Annotated in this window: 19 protein-coding genes and 3 tRNA genes; 17 read left to right on the top strand and 5 right to left on the bottom strand. The window is 70.7% G+C overall.

Annotated elements, in window-relative coordinates; translation table 11 throughout:
- Positions 1–12 precede the first annotated feature (12 nt).
- The 9 genes from AB0I52_RS07310 (at position 13) to AB0I52_RS07350 (ending at position 8572) form a co-directional block, all read left to right on the top strand.
- Entirely contained in the window at positions 13–582 is a 570-nt protein-coding gene (locus AB0I52_RS07310) for an NADH-quinone oxidoreductase subunit J (RefSeq protein ID WP_363069891.1), read from the top strand.
- Positions 582–1013 (top strand): NADH-quinone oxidoreductase subunit NuoK, encoded by a 432-nt coding sequence (gene nuoK, locus AB0I52_RS07315; RefSeq protein WP_363069799.1) that lies wholly within the window; start codon positions 582–584, stop codon positions 1011–1013. The genes AB0I52_RS07310 and nuoK overlap by 1 nt, the downstream gene beginning before the upstream one ends.
- Positions 1010–3010 (top strand): NADH-quinone oxidoreductase subunit L, encoded by a 2001-nt coding sequence (locus AB0I52_RS07320; protein ID WP_363069801.1) that lies wholly within the window; start codon positions 1010–1012, stop codon positions 3008–3010. The genes nuoK and AB0I52_RS07320 overlap by 4 nt, the downstream gene beginning before the upstream one ends.
- Positions 3011–3037: 27 nt before the next feature.
- A complete protein-coding gene (locus tag AB0I52_RS07325; protein ID WP_363069893.1) occupies positions 3038–4612 on the top strand; it encodes an NADH-quinone oxidoreductase subunit M in 1575 nt (524 codons plus the stop codon).
- Positions 4609–6132 carry an NADH-quinone oxidoreductase subunit N gene (locus tag AB0I52_RS07330; RefSeq protein WP_363069803.1) on the top strand — a complete coding sequence of 508 codons (1524 nt, stop codon included), beginning with the start codon at positions 4609–4611 and terminating at the stop codon, positions 6130–6132. Before AB0I52_RS07325 ends, AB0I52_RS07330 begins: the two co-directional genes overlap by 4 nt.
- A gap of 121 nt (positions 6133–6253) precedes the next feature.
- The gene (gene mscL, locus AB0I52_RS07335) at positions 6254–6718 is read left to right on the top strand and encodes a large conductance mechanosensitive channel protein MscL (protein WP_363069805.1); all 465 of its coding nucleotides are present in this window, start codon (positions 6254–6256) and stop codon (positions 6716–6718) included.
- A gap of 207 nt (positions 6719–6925) precedes the next feature.
- Positions 6926–7789, top strand: coding sequence for a zinc metalloprotease HtpX (gene htpX / locus AB0I52_RS07340; protein WP_363069807.1), 864 nt, complete (start codon positions 6926–6928; stop codon positions 7787–7789).
- Positions 7786–8178, top strand: coding sequence for a YccF domain-containing protein (locus tag AB0I52_RS07345; RefSeq protein WP_363069809.1), 393 nt, complete (start codon positions 7786–7788; stop codon positions 8176–8178). Before htpX ends, AB0I52_RS07345 begins: the two co-directional genes overlap by 4 nt.
- Before the next feature lie 121 nt (positions 8179–8299).
- The gene (locus AB0I52_RS07350) at positions 8300–8572 is read left to right on the top strand and encodes a GlsB/YeaQ/YmgE family stress response membrane protein (RefSeq protein ID WP_362960615.1); all 273 of its coding nucleotides are present in this window, start codon (positions 8300–8302) and stop codon (positions 8570–8572) included.
- A gap of 14 nt (positions 8573–8586) precedes the next feature.
- On the opposite strand, the gene AB0I52_RS07355 is transcribed toward AB0I52_RS07350, so the two are convergent.
- The 3 genes from AB0I52_RS07355 to AB0I52_RS07365 all read right to left on the bottom strand — a co-directional run bounded on the left by AB0I52_RS07355 (position 8587) and on the right by AB0I52_RS07365 (position 10397).
- The gene (locus tag AB0I52_RS07355; RefSeq protein WP_363069811.1) at positions 8587–9246 is read right to left on the bottom strand and encodes an alpha-ketoglutarate-dependent dioxygenase AlkB; all 660 of its coding nucleotides are present in this window, start codon (positions 9244–9246) and stop codon (positions 8587–8589) included.
- Entirely contained in the window at positions 9246–9758 is a 513-nt protein-coding gene (locus tag AB0I52_RS07360) for a methylated-DNA--[protein]-cysteine S-methyltransferase (protein ID WP_363069813.1), read from the bottom strand. Before AB0I52_RS07360 ends, AB0I52_RS07355 begins: the two co-directional genes overlap by 1 nt.
- Before the next feature lie 150 nt (positions 9759–9908).
- On the bottom strand, positions 9909–10397 hold the full coding sequence (locus AB0I52_RS07365) for a YajQ family cyclic di-GMP-binding protein (protein WP_363069815.1): 489 nt from the start codon (positions 10395–10397) through the stop codon (positions 9909–9911).
- A 215-nt stretch (positions 10398–10612) separates the two neighbouring features.
- Between AB0I52_RS07365 and AB0I52_RS07370 the strand changes: the two genes are divergently transcribed.
- Positions 10613–10694, top strand: a tRNA-Tyr gene (locus AB0I52_RS07370).
- A 64-nt stretch (positions 10695–10758) separates the two neighbouring features.
- Positions 10759–11208, top strand: a complete 450-nt coding sequence (locus AB0I52_RS07375; protein ID WP_363069817.1) for a DUF523 domain-containing protein — start codon at positions 10759–10761, stop codon at positions 11206–11208.
- 35 nt (positions 11209–11243) lie between these two features.
- Here the strand turns inward: AB0I52_RS07375 and AB0I52_RS07380 are convergent, their stop codons facing one another.
- Both AB0I52_RS07380 and AB0I52_RS07385 read right to left on the bottom strand, forming a co-directional pair.
- On the bottom strand, positions 11244–11900 hold the full coding sequence (locus AB0I52_RS07380; protein WP_363069819.1) for an SDR family oxidoreductase: 657 nt from the start codon (positions 11898–11900) through the stop codon (positions 11244–11246).
- Between the two features lie 36 nt (positions 11901–11936).
- The gene (locus AB0I52_RS07385) at positions 11937–13214 is read right to left on the bottom strand and encodes an amidohydrolase family protein (protein WP_363069821.1); all 1278 of its coding nucleotides are present in this window, start codon (positions 13212–13214) and stop codon (positions 11937–11939) included.
- A 288-nt stretch (positions 13215–13502) separates the two neighbouring features.
- On the opposite strand from AB0I52_RS07385, the gene AB0I52_RS07390 reads away from it, so the two are divergent.
- The 6 genes from AB0I52_RS07390 (at position 13503) to AB0I52_RS07415 (ending at position 15642) form a co-directional block, all read left to right on the top strand.
- A tRNA-Thr gene (locus AB0I52_RS07390) sits at positions 13503–13575 on the top strand.
- A 46-nt stretch (positions 13576–13621) separates the two neighbouring features.
- A tRNA-Met gene (locus tag AB0I52_RS07395) sits at positions 13622–13694 on the top strand.
- A gap of 89 nt (positions 13695–13783) precedes the next feature.
- Complete coding sequence (rpmG, locus tag AB0I52_RS07400; protein WP_003956487.1) at positions 13784–13948, top strand: 50S ribosomal protein L33; 165 nt, start codon at positions 13784–13786, stop codon at positions 13946–13948.
- Between the two features lie 102 nt (positions 13949–14050).
- Positions 14051–14503, top strand: coding sequence for a MaoC family dehydratase N-terminal domain-containing protein (locus AB0I52_RS07405; RefSeq protein ID WP_363069823.1), 453 nt, complete (start codon positions 14051–14053; stop codon positions 14501–14503).
- The gene (locus AB0I52_RS07410) at positions 14503–14931 is read left to right on the top strand and encodes a MaoC family dehydratase (RefSeq protein WP_363069825.1); all 429 of its coding nucleotides are present in this window, start codon (positions 14503–14505) and stop codon (positions 14929–14931) included. The genes AB0I52_RS07405 and AB0I52_RS07410 overlap by 1 nt, the downstream gene beginning before the upstream one ends.
- Before the next feature lie 162 nt (positions 14932–15093).
- Positions 15094–15642: a TetR/AcrR family transcriptional regulator gene (locus AB0I52_RS07415; RefSeq protein WP_363069827.1), complete on the top strand. Its 549-nt coding sequence runs from the start codon at positions 15094–15096 to the stop codon at positions 15640–15642.
- The last annotated feature ends 19 nt before the right edge of the window (positions 15643–15661 follow it).

Raw genomic sequence — 15661 nt, forward strand, 5'->3', positions numbered from 1 at the left:
GCCGGCACCACCCTGGGCGCCGCCGGACCCGTCTTCAGCCTCACCGGGAGCCACCCAGGCTTCCTCTCCCCGACCGGTATCGAGATCGCCTTCGTCCTGGTCGGGATCGCCACCCTCGGCGCGGCCCTCGTCACCGTCACGACCAGGCAGCTGGTGCACGCGGCCCTCTGGCTGATCGTGACGCTCGGCGGCCTCGCCGTCGAGTACCTCCTGCTCACGGCGGAGTTCATCGCCTGGGTGCAGGTACTGATCTACGTCGGTTCCGTCGTCGTCCTCCTGCTGTTCGGCCTGATGCTCACCAGGGCCCCCATCGGCCGTTCCCCGGACGCCGATTCGGAGAACCGCCGGGCCGCCCTCGTGGTGGCCGTCGCCGCCGCCGGCACCCTCGTCTGGGTCGTCGTGGACGCCTTCCGTACCACCTGGATCGAGCTGGACGGGCCGGTCCAGGGGTCCACCGAAGCCACCGGAGCCTTCCTCTTCCGGCACTGGGTACTCCCCTTCGAGGCGCTCTCCGTCCTCCTGCTCGCCGCCCTCGTCGGCGCGATCGTCCTGTCCCGCAAGGACCGAGAGGGCAAGAGCTGATGCACCTCGCCTATCCCGCCGTGCTCGCCGTCCTCCTCTTCTGCACCGGGCTCTACGGAGTGCTCGCACGCCGCAACGCGATCCTGGTCCTGATGTCCGTCGAGCTGATGCTCAACGCCGTCAACCTCAACCTGGTCGCCTTCGACGTGTGGCTCCGCGACGCCCTGCACTCCGGCCAGGCCCTCACCCTGTTCACCATCGCCATCGCGGCGGCGGAGATCGGCATCGGCCTGGCCATCGTCCTCGCCGTCTACCGCAACCGCGGCAGCTCCGACATCGACCGCCTCCGCGACACCGCCGAGACCGACGACGCCGAGACACTCCCGGACAGCGACGACGGCGACGACGCCGGCCCAGCCACCGCCTCCGGCACCGAAGACCAGGCCACTGCTCCGGCAGGGAAGGCAAAGAAGGCAGAGGCCACCCCGTGACCACCACGACCCTCGCCGTCCTCGTCCCCCTCCTCCCGTTCCTGGGAGCGGCGGCCGGACTCCTGCTCGGACGCCGCGCCCCGGGATTCGTCCGCCCGCTCGCCGTGCTGCCCTCCCTCGCCTCCCTCGTCATCGCGGCCGTCGTCGCGGCCCGCCAGGGCGGCGGCCGGGCCATCGACGCCGCGACCCAGCTCACCCCCACCGGCTCGGTCCCGGTCGACCTCGCCCTGCACCTCGACGGCTTCGCGGTCCTCGTCGCCGTCCTGGTCGCCCTCGTGGCGAGCTGCGTGCAGATCTACTCGACCGCGTACCTGCGCGACGACCCCCGCTACCCCTCGTACGCGGCCCTCGTCTCCCTCTTCACCTCCGCGATGCTGCTCGTCGTCTACTCCGGCGACCTGATGGTGCTCCTGGTCGGCTGGGAGATCATGGGCATCTGCTCGTACTTCCTGGTCGGCCACTACTGGGAGACGCCCGAGGCCCGCGCCGCCTCCCTCAAGGCCTTCCTGGTCACCAAGCTCGGCGACGTCCCCTTCCTCATCGGTCTGTTCGCCCTCGCCGCCGACACCGGCACCTTCCGCATCACCGGCATCCTGGGTTCCGTCGCCCACGGCGGCCTCGACCACCCCACCGTGATCGCCCTGCTCCTCCTCGCCGGCGTCGCGGGCAAGTCCGCGCAGTTCCCCCTGCACACCTGGCTGCCCGACGCGATGGCCGGCCCGACCCCCGTGTCCGCGCTGATCCACGCCGCGACGATGGTCGCCGCCGGCATCTACTTCGTGGCCCGGCTGCTCCCCGTCTTCGCCGCCTCGGGCGCGGCGCTCGTCGTCCTCGCCGTGATGGCAGCGGTCACGATGATCGGCTCCGGACTCGCCGCCCTCGCCCAGGACGACATCAAGCGCGTCCTCGCCTACTCCACGATCGGGCAGCTCGGCTACATGTCCGGCGCCCTGGCCGTCGGCGACCGGGGCGCCGCCGTCTTCCACCTCCTCTCGCACGGTGCGTTCAAAGCCGTCCTCTTCCTCGCCGCCGGCGTCGTCATCCACGCCGCCGGCACCAACTCACTGGCCGCCATGTCCCGCATGGGCGGCCTGGCCAAGCGCATCCCGGACGCCTACTGGACGATGACCGTCGCGCTCCTCGCGCTGGCCGCCATCCCTCCGTTCGCCGGCTTCTTCTCCAAGGAAGCCGTCCTCGTCGCCGCCGAGCACACCGCCCTGGGCGACCGCCACGTCGCCCCGGCCGCCGCCGGCTGGACCGTCCTCGTCGCCGGACTCCTGGCCGCAGTCCTCACCGCCGCGTACGCCACCCGGCTCTGGCTCCTCGCCTTCCGGGGCCGCGGCGCCGAGGCCCCCGACCACGGCAGGCAGCCCGTCGCCATGACCTCGGTCCTCTGGGTGCTGGCCGTCCCCACCATCGCCCTCGGACTCACCGTCGGGGTGATCGGCGACTGGTTCGACGGCCACCGCCTCACCCCGTCGCTGACCACCGCGGTCCTCTCCACCGGCGTCGGCCTCGTCGGCGGCCTGGTCACCTACGGGGCCTGGCGCCACACCACGGCACTGGCCGCCCGGACCCCCATGGGCTCCGTCGTCGCCCACCCCGAAGCGGAACCCGCCCTCATCGAGGTCGAGGCCATGGAGAGCCACACCGCCGCCTACGGAGACGCCGGTGACGCCCCCGACCCGGCCGACCCCGGCCGGCTGCTGCTCGGCCCGCTCCACCACCACGCGGCAGCCGGCTTCCACCTGGACGCCGTCTACGCGGCGTTGTTCGTCCGCCCCGTCCAGGCCGCGGCGAGCCTCGTCCGCTTCCTGGACCGCGAGGTCGTCGACACCTACGTACGCGGCTCCGCCACCGGCGCACGCTGGCTCGGCACCGCCGTCCGCCGTGCCCAGACCGGCAATGTGCAGACCTACCTCAGCGCACTGCTCGCCGGTTCCCTGGTCCTGGCGGTCGCCGCCGTGGTCTTCGCCAACGTCAACGCCGGGTCGTGAACCGTGATCGATATCAGCGCATCCGTGATGCAGTTCCTTCTGGCGTTCGTCGTCGTCGCCCCGCTCCTCGGAGCCGTCGCCGCCCTGCTCCCGGCCCCGCCCGGACTGAAGGGCCGCAACCCCGACCAGGCCGTGCTCCGCCACGGCGTGACCGTCACCGGCGTGATCCTCGCCGCCACGGTCGTGCTGGCCGTCGGCTTCGACCACGACCACCCGTCGAAGATGCAGGCCACCACCGACATCAGCTGGATCCCGGCGCTCGACGTCCGCATCCATCTCGGCATCGACGGCATCTCGCTCCCCCTTCTCGTACTGACCGCGCTGCTGACCTTCCTCTGCGCGCTCCACAGCTACTTCAAGCTCCAGCATGAGCGGCTGACGCCGCGGGCTGCGGGCCCCTCCCCGAAGGCCTTCGTCGCACTGATCCTCGTCCTGGAGTCCGGCACCCTCGCGACGTTCGCCGTCCTCGATCTGCTGCTGTTCTTCCTGGCGTTCGAGATGGTGCTCATCCCGATGTACTTCCTCATCGCCCGCTGGGGCGGTGCGCAGAAGCAGGCGGCCGCCTGGAAGTTCATCCTCTACACACTGCTCGGCTCGGTCGTCATGCTGCTCGGGCTGCTCCTCATCGGACTGAAGAGCGGCACCTTCGACATGGTGGCACTCGCCACTGACAACGGCCGCGGCCTCACTTCGTCCGTGCAGGTCATCGCCGTTCTCGCGATCGGGATCGGACTCGCCGTCAAGACGCCGATGTGGCCGCTGCACAGCTGGCTCCCGGACGCCCACACGGCCGCCCCCACTGTCGGCTCGGTCCTGCTCGCGGGCGTCCTGCTGAAGATGGGCACGTACGGATTCGTCCGGATCCTGCTCCCGGTCGCCCCCGACGGCATGCACACCTTCGCGCCCTACCTCGCGGCCTTCGCCGTCGCCGGCATCATCTACGGATCGCTCGCCTGCCTGGCCCTCGTCCGGCCCGGCGCCAAGGGCGACCTGAAGCGCCTGATCGCGTACTCCTCCGTCGGACACATGGGCTTCGTACTCCTCGGCATCGCGAGCATGACCCCCACCGGCGTCAACGGCGCGCTCTTCGCCAACATCGCCCACGGGCTCATCACCGGCCTGCTGTTCTTCCTGGCCGGCGCGGTCAAGGACCGGTACGGCACCGCCGACCTCGACACCCTCTCCGGCGCCACCGGCGCCGCGCTCTACGGCAGCGCGCCCCGCCTCGGCGGCCTCCTCGCGTTCACCGCGATCGCCTCCCTGGGCCTGCCCGGCCTCGCCGGGTTCTGGGGCGAGATGCTCGCGCTGTTCGGCGCCTTCGACCCGGCCGACGGCCTGAGCCGCCCCGCCTTCCTGACGTTCATGTCGGTCGCCGCGTTCGGCACCCTGCTCACTGCCGCGTACATGCTCATCCTGGTGCGCCGCGTCTGCATGGGCGCCAAGCGCGAGGAACCCCACCGGATCCCCGACATCCAGCACCACGAGTTCGCCGCCTGGACCCCCCTCGCCGCCCTCACCGTCCTGGCCGGCCTGTGGCCCGCCGTCCTCCTCGGCCTCACCGACCCGGCCGTGCAGAAGCTCCTCGCAGGAGGCAAGTCGTGACCACAGCGGCCGAGAGCACCACCAGCCTCGTCCAGTCCGTCGACTGGCTCGCCATCGCGCCCCCGGTCACCGTCGCGGCCGTCGCCCTCGCCATCCTGGTCGCCGACCTCTTCGTCCCCCAGGAACGCAAACCGCTCCTCGGCTACGGAGCCGTCGCCGGACTCCTCGCCGCCCTCGCCCTCCTCATCCCGCTGCGCGACGGCGACCGCTCCACCTTCTGCCTCACCACCGGCACCCGCGCCTGCAGCTACACCGCCGACCACTTCACCCTGATCATCCAGGTCCTCGTACTCGGCGGAGCACTGCTCACCGCACTGCTCTCCATCGGCGACACCCGCAAGCTCCCGGCCGGCGAGTTCTGGTTCCTGCTGCTGTCCTCCGCCGCGGGCGCCGCACTGCTGCCCGCCGCCCGCGACCTCGCCACCCTCGTCGTCGCCCTCGAAGTCGCCTCGCTGCCCGCGTTCGCCCTCGTCGGCATCAAGCGCGGCGACCGGCGCTCCTCCGAGGCCGCGCTGAAGTTCTTCCTGTCCTCCGTCGTCGCGACCGCCGTGATGCTCCTCGGCGTCAGCTTCGTCTACGCGGCGACCGGCACCCTCCACCTCACCGAGATCGCCGGCCGCCTCGACGACGTCCCCGGGCAGCTCGCCACCCTCGCCCGGGCGGGCGTCGCCCTCACCCTCGTCGGCTTCGCCTTCAAGACCGCCGCCGCGCCCTTCCACTTCTGGGTCCCCGACACCTACGTCGGCGCCCCCCTGCCCGTCGCCGCCTACCTCTCGGTCGTCGGCAAGGCGGTCGGCTTCTCCGGCCTCATCCTCGTCACCGTGGTCGCGTTCCCCTCCTACGCCGACGTCTGGGGCCCCGCCCTCGCCGTCCTCGCCGCGCTCACCATGACCGTCGGCAACGTCGCCGCGCTGCGCCAGAGCGCCACCCGCGCCCGCAGCGCCGTACGCCTCCTCGCCTGGTCGTCCGTCGCCCAGGCCGGCTACCTCCTGGTGCCGATCGCCGCGGCCGCATACGCCGGCGACCGGCAGGTCGGCTCCACCGTCGCGTACGCCCTGATGTACGCCGTCGTGAACCTCGGCGCCTTCGCGGTGGCCGCCCTGGTCGCCCGTACCCACCCCGGCAACCGCATCGCCGACTACCGCAACCTCTACGCCACCCGCCCCCTGGCCGCCCTCGCGATGGGCTTCTTCCTGCTCTGCCTGGCCGGACTGCCGCCCGGCATCATCGGCCTCTTCGCCAAGGTCACCGTCTTCTCCTCGGCCGTCGACGCCGGACTCGGCTGGCTCGCCGTCGTCATGGCCGTCAACGTCGTGATCGCGCTCTACTATTACCTCCAGTGGGCCGCCACCCTGTTCCGCGGCCCCGCGCAGGACGGTACGGAGCAGCCGCAGCCCGCGACCCGGCACCGGACCCCGGCCCCGCTGACCGCCGCGATCGCCCTCACCGCCGTCGCCGGGATCGCCCTCTCGGGCGCCCCGCAGACCGTCCTCAGGTTCGCCGCCGTCGACCTGTTCTGACCGCTGTTGCGACACCTGTTCCAACGGCTTCAAGATCGGCTTGCCCCCGACAGCCCGCTCAGGGCAAGGTCATGCCCGCACACGACGCACCCCGCGTCGACATCACAGAGGAGCCAGAGCAGTGCTGAACGGGTTCAAGGAATTCATCCTGCGCGGAAACGTGATCTCCATGGCGATCGGCCTCGCCGTCGGAGCCGCGTTCACCGCAGTCGTCACCGGGTTCAGCAACGCGTTCATCGTGCCGCTGATCGGCCTCATCACCCGCGGCACCGGCGACTTCAGCAAGGCCGAGTTCAATTTCGACGACGTGACGTTCCCCTACGGACTCTTCGTCAGCGCCGCGATCGCCTTCCTCATCACCGCCGCGGTCCTCTACTTCTGCGTCGTCGTGCCCATGGCCAAGGTCCAGAACCGCTTCACGGCCAAGAAGGACGAGGAGCAGGCCGACATCAAGGCCGCCCTGCGCGACTGCCCCCGCTGCTACACGGAGATCCCGGCCGTCGCCTCCCGCTGCGCCCACTGCACCAGCGACGTCGAGCCCGACCCCGAGGCCCTCGCGCTCGCCAAACTCCCCGTCCAGCGCTGACCCGGGGCGCGCCTCCACCCGTACGGCCTACGGCCCGCTCCGGCACGAACAGCCGGAGCGGCCCCGTCCCGCGGGCGCAACCGGACCGCGAGCACAAGGGAACTAGCTCTCCTCGCCTGGCGTTGACCAGTACGGGAAGCTCCACTGGGGAGTGGAGCACCCACCAAGCAAAGGGTTCCCCTGCTTGCACCACCTGGAGGGCGTACCGTGCACCGCCGGCACAACGGGCTGAGAACCGCCGTACTCCTCGGGGGCCTGTCCGCACTCATCATCCTCATCGGCAGCTTCTTCGGACGTACCGGCCTGATCGTCGCGCTCCTGGTAGCCGTCGGCACCAACGCCTACGCGTACTGGAACAGCGACAAGCTGGCGCTGCGCGCCATGCGCGCCCGCCCGGTGAGCGAGTTCGAGGCGCCCCAGCTCTACCGCATCGTCCGTGAGCTCTCCACCGCCGCCCGTCAGCCCATGCCGCGGCTCTACATCTCCCCGACGCAGGCCCCCAACGCCTTCGCGACCGGTCGCAACCCGCGCAACGCCGCGGTCTGCTGCACCGAGGGCATCCTGCGGATCCTGGACGAACGGGAGCTGCGCGGCGTCCTGGGCCACGAGCTCAGCCATGTCTACAACCGCGACATCCTGATCTCGTCCGTCGCCGGGGCCCTCGCCTCCGTCGTCATGTTCCTGGTCAACTTCGCCTGGCTGATCCCGATCGGCCGCTCCAACGACGACGAGGGCCCCGGCATCCTCGGCATGCTGCTGATCATGATCCTGGGCCCGCTCGCCGCCTCCGTCATCCAACTGGCCGTCAGCCGTTCCCGCGAGTACGAGGCGGACGCCTCGGGCGCCCGGCTGACCGGTGACCCGCTGGCCCTGGCGAGCGCCCTGCGGAAGCTGGAGGCCGGCACGAAGCAGCTTCCCCTGCCGCCCGAGCCGCGGATCGAGACCGCGAGCCACATGATGATCGCGAATCCCTTCCGACCCGGACAGGGCGTGTCCAAGATGTTCTCGACACATCCGCCGATGGCGGAGCGTATTGCCCGACTCGAGCAGATGGCAGGTCATCGCCCGTGAAAACCATTCTGAACGTCATTTGGCTGGTCCTGTGCGGCTTCTGGATGTTCCTCGGCTACCTGGTCGCGGGCCTCCTGCTGTGCGTCACCGTGATCGGCATCCCGTTCGGCCTCGCGGCCTTCCGCATCGGCGTCTACGCCCTCTGGCCCTTCGGCCACCGTGTCGTCGACCGCCGGGACGCGGGCGCGCCCTCCTGCGTGGGCAACGTCCTCTGGCTGGTCCTCGCCGGCTGGTGGCTGGCGCTGGGGCACATCACCACGGGAATCGCCCTGTGCATCACGATCATCGGCATCCCCCTGGGCATCGCGAACTTCAAGCTGATCCCCGTGTCGCTGATGCCCTTCGGCAAGGAGATCGTCAGCACCGACGAGCAGTTCGCCGGCTGGTAGCAGCCCCCGGGCGGCAAACGGGACAACCCGAGACATGCGGTTCGCGCGCCGCGGACCGCAACCGGCCGACGCTCACGAACGTCTTGGATTCCAAGACCGAGTGACGGGTAGGTTCGCACGCATGAGCATTATTGGCTGGATCATTCTCGGACTGATTGCCGGCGTCATCGCCAAGATTCTGCTGCCGGGCCGCGACCCCGGCGGCCTTGTGGGTACCACCCTGACAGGGATCGTGGGTGCTTTCCTGGGAGGCTGGATATCGTCGAAGTTCCTTGACCGCCCGATCTCCAAGGACTTCTTCGACACGGGGACCTGGATCTCGGCCATCGGCGGATCGCTGGTCCTGCTGATCATCTACCGCCTGTTCTTCGGGAACTCCCGCGAGCGCCGCTGAGGCGCATCCGTCACTCAGACGTCCAGCCCGGTCTCGCGCAGGGTCAGATTGAGCCGACCACCGCTCATGCCTGTCGCGGGACCGGCCGTACCCGGGCGGATCCTCGGCACCCCGTGGAACGCGAAACGCGACGGCCCGCCGAAGACGAACAGATCCCCCGAGGCCAACTCCACGTCCGTGTAGGGCCTTCCCCGGTTCTCCGTGTTCCCGAAGCGGAAGACACAGGTGTCACCGATACTCAGCGACACCACGGGCGCACCGGACCGCTCCTCCTTGTCCTGGTGCATGCCCATCCGCGCCGCGTCGTCATAGAAGTTGATCAGCGCGGTGTCCGGCGCGTACGTCCGCACGGGGCTCTCCGGCCCGTAGGCCGCCGTCACAGCCGCCCGCCCCAGCTCCCCGAGCCACTCCGGAAACGGGGCGACCGGTGCGCCGTTCACGTCGTCCGCCGTACGGGAGTACCGGTACGGCTGCCAGTGCCACCCCAGGCACACACTCCGTACGGACATCAACCCGCCGCCCGGCAACGCCGTGTGCCGTAGCGGCACGGGCCCGCGCGCCCACTCCCGGCACGCCGTCACCAACTCCCGCTGCCGCTCCGCGGACAGCCAGTCGGGGACGTGCACGGCCCCCGGCGCGACCTGTGCCCGCGGCCTGGGGAAGAGCCCGGTCATCAGCTCACCGCCAGGGCGCCCTCAAGCCCCAGAAGCCGCTCCTTGCGCTCCAGGCCGCCCGCGTAGCCGCGCAGCGCCCCGTCCGCGCCGATCACCCGGTGACACGGCCGCACGACCAGCAGCGGATTGCGCCCGATCGCCGTGCCCACGGCCCGTACCCCCGCCCCGGAGGCGCCGACCCGCTCGGCGATCTGGCCGTACGACACCGTCTCCCCGTAGGGGACGTCGTCCAGCGCGGCCCACACCCGGCGCTGGAACTCGGTGCCCCGGCCGTCCGCGAGGACGATGTCGAAGCGGGTCCGCCGCCCCTCGAAGTACTCCCGCAGCTGCGCGGCGATTCCCGCGAAGGCCCCGGGCTCGCGGCTCCAGCCGTCCTGGACGACCGCCGCGCCCTTCTGGCCCGGCAGGGAGAGCGAGACGAGCGCGACCCCGTCGCCGGCCGGTCCCGCGGCCTTCTCGCCGACCAACAGCAGTTCGCCCAGCGGGCTGTCGACCGTCGCGTACATGGTCATGGCTCGTCCCTCTCCTCGTCCGGCCGGCAGCCGGACCACCGGCCGCCACGGACCAGTCTGCGTCGCCCGCACCGCCGCTACCGGCGGTATTCGGACATGACGTCCGGGCGCGGAACAGCGTATTCCGCTCCGCGCCCGGACCGCCGCGTCCTACCGGTAGTTCGCGTACTGCACGGCGAAGTCGAAGTCCTGGCCCTTCAGCAGCGCCTGAACGGCCTGCAGGTCGTCCCGGCTCTTCGAGCTGACCCGCAGCTCGTCACCCTGGACCAGCGCCTTGACGCCCTTGGGGCCCTCGTCGCGAATGATCTTCGCGACCTTCTTGGCGTTCTCCTGGGAGATGCCCTCCTCGATGGTGGCGAAGAGCTTGTACTCCTTGCCGGACAGCTGGGGCTCGCCCACGTCCAGCGACTTCAGTGAGATACCGCGCTTGATCAGCTTGGACTGGAAGATGTCGAGGATCGCCTTGACCCGCTCCTCGCCGCTGGCCTCCATGAGGATCTTCTCGCCGGACCAGGAGATCGAGGCGCCGGTGCCCTTGAAGTCGTAACGCTGCGAGATCTCCTTGGCGGCCTGGTTGAGGGCGTTGTCGACCTCCTGCCGCTCGACCTTCGAGACGATGTCGAAACTGGAGTCGGCCATGACGTGTGGCTCCTTGTATCGGGGGTGCTGGAAACGGGATGTCTACGGGGCGGCCGCGGGGCCCGCTGGCACCACGCCGCCCACCGAAGCCTAGCCACCCGCGCCCGTCCGGGCCGCTGGTCAATCCAGTGGCGTAGCACCCCGGGGCATCAGGTATCGTTTACGTCGTTGCCACAGAGCACCGTCGAGAGACGGGTCTCGCGGCAGCATCCCTTGGCGGTGTGCCCGAGTGGCCAAAGGGAGCAGACTGTAAATCTGCCGGCTCAGCCTACCCAGGTTCGAACCCTGGCGCCGCCACAAAGCAAGGCCCCCGTCCTCGGACGGGGGCCTTCTCTGTTGTGCCGTCACGAAGGGCGTGAACATGGAATCCGTGCTGGTCAGTGCCTGTCTCCAAGGAGTGCCCTGCCGCTTCGACGGCCGGGGCAAGGCCTCACCGGAGATGGCCGCGGCCATCGGCGACCGCCGGCCCGTGTCCTTCTGCCCCGAGGTCGCCGCCGGGCTGCCCACGCCCCGCCGCCCCGCCGAGATCGTCGGCGGCGACGGCCATGACGTGCTGGACGGCCGTGCGCGCGTCGTGGACGACACCGGGCACGACGTGACCGAGGCGTTCCTGGACGGCGCCGGGCGGGCGCTGGAGGCGGCACGGAGGACCGGCTGCACCGAGGCGCTGCTGATGGCCCGCAGCCCTTCGTGCGGGCGCGGCACGGTCTATGACGGTACGTTCGCCGGCGAGCTGCGCGAGGGCGACGGGGTCACCGCCGCCCTGCTGGAGCGGCACGGCATCACCGTACGTCCGGCACCGGGCGGCTGACGGGGGCTGCGGATCCGCCGCCCCCGGGGCCCGCGTCAGTTCCCCGCGACGTCCTTCACCGCGACCGTCACCGGCACATTGCCCGAGATCAGCTCCAGGGTCAGGCCCGCCGTCGCCGGGGTGTCCAGCAGCTCCACGATCGCCGCCGCGACGTCGTCGCGCGGCACCGGGCCGCGGCCGGTCGACGCGGCGAGCAGCACCTGACCGGTGCCCGCGTCGTTGGTCAGCATGCCGGGGCGCAGGATCGTCCAGTCGAGCGCCGTCCTGGAGCGCACGTACGCGTCCGCCGCACCCTTGGCCCGCAGGTACACGTCGAACACCTCGTCGCCGGGGTGGTCGGGGTCGGCGCCCATGGCCGAGACCACGACGTAACGCCGCACCCCCGCCAGCTGCGCCGCGTCCGCGAAGAGCACCGCGGCCCCGCGGTCCACCGTGTCCTTGCGGTCCTTGCCGCTGTTCGGGCCCGCGCCGGCCGCGAAGACCACCGCGTCGGCGCCGCGCAGCACCTCCGCGGTTTCCTCGACGGTGGCCGATTCCAGATCCAGGACCACCGGTTCGGCGCCGACCGCCCGGAGGGCGTCACTCTGTCCGGGATCGCGGATGATGCCCGCCGCCTCGTCCCCGCGCGCAGCGAGCAGCCGCTCCAGCCGCAGCGCGATCTGACCATGTCCACCTGCGATGACAATGCGCATGGTCACGACGGTACGCCTGAGAGCGCCGAGGCGCGCTCAGGGCCCGCCGCCGGGGCCGGATTCCGGTCGTCCCTGGCGGGGGAGTCCGGGCCCGCCGCCCGTCTCGGAGTCGCAGTACTCGCGTACCGCGCTGGTCCGGGCCACCACCCGGCCGCGGTGCACCACGATCCGGCTGTACGCCAGTGAGAGCACCCCGGTGAGCTGTTCGCCGCGCACGGCGAGCAGTTCGGCCGGGAAGCCCGCCTCGATCCGCACCTCGGGCAGCCCCATCGCCCGCCTGGCCTCCGCGGACACCGCCTCGTAGGCGTGCTCGGCCCGCAGCCCGTTCTGCGAGGCCAGCAGGAAGGCGGCCTCCAGCGGGTCGCCCCGTCCGACCGGGTTGGCGAGGTCCCGCAGCGCCCCGCTGCCCGCCGCGACCCGCACCCCGGCCGCCCGCAGCAGCCGTACGGGGGCGGTGCCCCGGCGCTCCACTCCGCAGCAGCCGCCCTGGGGCAGACAGATCACCGTCACCCCGGACGCGGCGAGCTGGTCGGCGGCGCGGCCCGCGGCCTCCCGGGTGAGCCGCGAGAGGCCGGCGCAGGGGCCGATGGCGACCCCTTGCCGCAGTCCGCCCGCCATGGCCGCGAGCCGGGCCAGGCAGGCCGGGTCGTCACTGTCCGTGTGCAGATCGACGGGGCAGCCGTGCTCCGCGGCGATCTCCAGGACGGCTTCCGCGTATCCCGTCGGGTCCGGGTCGAGATCGGGGCAGCCGCCGACCGCGCCCGCCCCCATCTTCACCGCGTCGCGGAGCATGGCCAGGCCGTCGGCGCCGGCGATGCCGGTGAGCAGCCGGGGCATGGCGACCGGTGTCAGATCGGCGAGTCCGCGCAGCGAGCGGCGTGCCTGGAGGACGGCTTCGAGAGCGGCGAGGCCCTGTACGTCGCCGATCCGCACGTGCGACCGGAGCGCGGTCGCGCCGTGGCCGAGTTGCAGCAACGCGGCCTCGGTGGCGCGCTGCTGGATGTCCTCGGGGCGTTGCGAGGCCGGTCCCGGAGCGCCCGGTCGGGCGCCGTCGGCTGTGAGCGCGGTGTCGCTGTGGGCGTGCGGCTCGGCGGGCGCGGGCAGCAGCAGGTGGCCGCGCAGATCGATGCGCGCGCCGGGTACGGAGAGGCTGCCCGCGGTGCCGACGGCCTCGATACGGCCGTCTGCGACCCGTACGTCCACGATGCGGCCGTCGGTGAGACGGGCGCCGCGGAGCGTCAGCGCGGAGCTCTCCCGGCCGTTGGCCGCGTCGGCGGCGTGGTCGTCTGGCGGCCGCGGCCGGCTGTCGGGCATCGCGCTCCAGGGAAGGGGGCAGGATCACGCAGAGTGAGTCGAGCCTAGAGGTGTGATGTGTCGGGTTCGAGGAGGAGCTGAATAGTCGTACCGGTGTCGTCCGGAGGGGTGCGTGAGGCCGGAGCGCACGCTGGGGCGGGAGGTGGTCCGGTGGCTGCCGAACCGCTGATCAAGTGCCGGACGAGCGGCTGATCAAGGGTTCGGGGCGGTGCCGATCGGGGGCTCGGGATGGGGCTTCGAAACGGATTTGGGCGATCGGCGACCGAGCGTGTAATGTCTTCATCGCTCGCCCCAATAGCTCAGTCGGTAGAGCGTCTCCATGGTAAGGAGAAGGTCTGCGGTTCGATTCCGCATTGGGGCTCTGGTGATGGGGAATCCCCGCTTCGGCGGGGGGACTCACTCATCAAAGCGGTGTAGCTCAGTCGGTAGAGCAAGCGGCTCATAATCGCTGTGTCACCGGTTCAAGTCCGGTCACCGCTACTAACAGTAGCCGATTGTGGGGTCGGTCCTCCGATCGGCTACTCTTTTTTTGCGTTCATCCGTCCACCGTCCGTCCAAGGAGCACTCACGTGGCTGCCACCGACGTCCGCCCGAAGATCACGCTGGCCTGCGTGGAGTGCAAGGAGCGGAACTACATCACCAAGAAGAACCGGCGTAACAACCCGGACCGTCTTGAGATGAAGAAGCATTGCCCGCGCTGCAACTCGCACACCGCGCACCGCGAAACGCGCTGAATCAGGCTCGTACACGAGGCCGTCCCCGTTGGGGGCGGCCTCGTGTCGTTGTATAGGGCTGTACTTCGGCCCATTCGTCTTTCATCAGGAGGTTGCGAGCTCATGGCGCTCGACCAGTCCTTCGTCGGGCGGACCTATCCGCCCACCGCGCCTTACGAGGTCGGCCGGGAGAAGATCCGGGAGTTCGCCGAGGCGGTCGGCGACGCCAATCCCGCGTACGTCGACCCCGAGGCGGCCAGGGCGCTCGGTCACAGCGATGTGATCGCGCCGCCGACGTTCGTGTTCTCGATCACCTTCAAGGCGGCGGGGCAGGTCGTGCAGGACCCGCAGCTGGGCCTGGACTACAGCCGGGTGGTGCACGGCGACCAGAAGTTCGTCTACGTCCGCCCGGTGCGGGCGGGGGACCGGCTGACGGTCACGTCGACCATCGAGGCGGTCAAGTCCATGGCGGGCAACGACATCCTGGACGTCCGCGGCGAGGTCCACGACGAGTCCGGCGAGCACGTCGTGACGGCGTGGACGAAGCTGGTGGCGCGTGCCGCCGAGGAGGCGTGATGACGGCGAAGGTGACTTACGGGTCGGTCGAGGTCGGTACGGAGCTGCCGGCGCAGTCGTTCCCGGTCACCCGGGCGGCGCTGGTGCAGTACGCGGGCGCCTCCGGCGACTTCAACCCGATCCACTGGAACGAGAAGTTCGCCCGCGAGGTCGGACTGCCGGACGTGATCGCGCACGGCATGTTCACGATGGCCGAGGCCATCCGGGTGGTCACGGACTGGACCGGCGACCCCGGTGCGGTCGTCGAGTACGGGGTGCGGTTCACCAAGCCGGTCGTCGTGCCCAATGACGACGAGGGCGCCCTGATCGAGGTCAGCGGCAAGGTGGCCGCCCTGCTGGACGACAAGCGGGTACGGGTCGACCTGACGGCGATGAGTGACGGCAAGAAGGTGCTGGGCATGTCCCGCGCCGTGATCCAGCTCGGCTGACGCCGTCCGGAGCCGGGTGTCGTAAGGGGCACGGTCCATGGGGCCGTGCCCCTTACATATGGGCGGCCTGGTCCATGGGGCCGTGCCCCTACGCATGAGCGGTCGTGCCATCCCGGTTGACCAAGTTAGTGATTGAGTACTAACTTAGCCCGCATGGTAAGGATGAGTGCAGACGAGCGGCGCGAAAGCGTCATCCGGGCGGCGATCACCGAGTTCGCCCGCGGCGGGTACAGCGCGACATCCACCGAAGTGATCGCCAGACGCGTGGGCGTCTCGCAGCCCTATCTGTTCCGGCTCTTCCCCAACAAGCAGGCCATGTTCCTCGCCGCCGCCGAGAGGTGCCTGGTGGACACCCGCCAGGTCTTCGCCGAGGCCGCCGAGGGGCTCGAAGGCGACAAGGCGCTGCGGGCCATGGCCGCCGCGTATCAGCACCTGATCATCGACGACCCCGACCGGCTGCTGATGCAGATGCAGATGTACGCGGCCGTCGCGGCGGCGGAGGCCGCGGGTGACCACGAGTTCGGCGACTCGTTGCGGGCCGGCTGGCTGGAGATGTTCGACGACATCTCCCTCGCGCTCGGCGCCGATGTCGACGAGGCGACCTCGTTTCTCGCGTACGGCATGCTCATCAACACCCTGACCTCACTCGGTTATCCGGCCGGTCACCGGATCTGGTCCGGGTTCTACGAATCCGCCAGGCCGACGGCCTGACCAGTGAGAGCCCCGTGTC

The sequence above is a fragment of the Streptomyces sp. NPDC050423 genome (assembly GCF_040655445.1).
GTDB lineage: Bacteria > Actinomycetota > Actinomycetes > Streptomycetales > Streptomycetaceae > Streptomyces.

What these genes read in the sequence shown, in the direction of transcription:
- nuoK (WP_363069799.1), top strand. Translation starts at nt 582, where the DNA reads ATGCACCTCGCCTATCCCGCCGTGCTCGCCGTCCTCCTCTTCTGCACC.
- AB0I52_RS07325 (WP_363069893.1), top strand. Translation starts at nt 3,038, where the DNA reads ATGCAGTTCCTTCTGGCGTTCGTCGTCGTCGCCCCGCTCCTCGGAGCC.
- AB0I52_RS07350 (WP_362960615.1), top strand. Translation starts at nt 8,300, where the DNA reads ATGAGCATTATTGGCTGGATCATTCTCGGACTGATTGCCGGCGTCATC.
- AB0I52_RS07355 (WP_363069811.1), bottom strand. Translation starts at nt 9,246, where the DNA reads ATGACCGGGCTCTTCCCCAGGCCGCGGGCACAGGTCGCGCCGGGGGCC.
- AB0I52_RS07360 (WP_363069813.1), bottom strand. Translation starts at nt 9,758, where the DNA reads ATGACCATGTACGCGACGGTCGACAGCCCGCTGGGCGAACTGCTGTTG.
- AB0I52_RS07365 (WP_363069815.1), bottom strand. Translation starts at nt 10,397, where the DNA reads ATGGCCGACTCCAGTTTCGACATCGTCTCGAAGGTCGAGCGGCAGGAG.
- AB0I52_RS07375 (WP_363069817.1), top strand. Translation starts at nt 10,759, where the DNA reads ATGGAATCCGTGCTGGTCAGTGCCTGTCTCCAAGGAGTGCCCTGCCGC.
- AB0I52_RS07380 (WP_363069819.1), bottom strand. Translation starts at nt 11,900, where the DNA reads ATGCGCATTGTCATCGCAGGTGGACATGGTCAGATCGCGCTGCGGCTG.
- AB0I52_RS07385 (WP_363069821.1), bottom strand. Translation starts at nt 13,214, where the DNA reads ATGCCCGACAGCCGGCCGCGGCCGCCAGACGACCACGCCGCCGACGCG.
- AB0I52_RS07405 (WP_363069823.1), top strand. Translation starts at nt 14,051, where the DNA reads ATGGCGCTCGACCAGTCCTTCGTCGGGCGGACCTATCCGCCCACCGCG.
- AB0I52_RS07410 (WP_363069825.1), top strand. Translation starts at nt 14,503, where the DNA reads ATGACGGCGAAGGTGACTTACGGGTCGGTCGAGGTCGGTACGGAGCTG.
- AB0I52_RS07415 (WP_363069827.1), top strand. Translation starts at nt 15,094, where the DNA reads ATGAGTGCAGACGAGCGGCGCGAAAGCGTCATCCGGGCGGCGATCACC.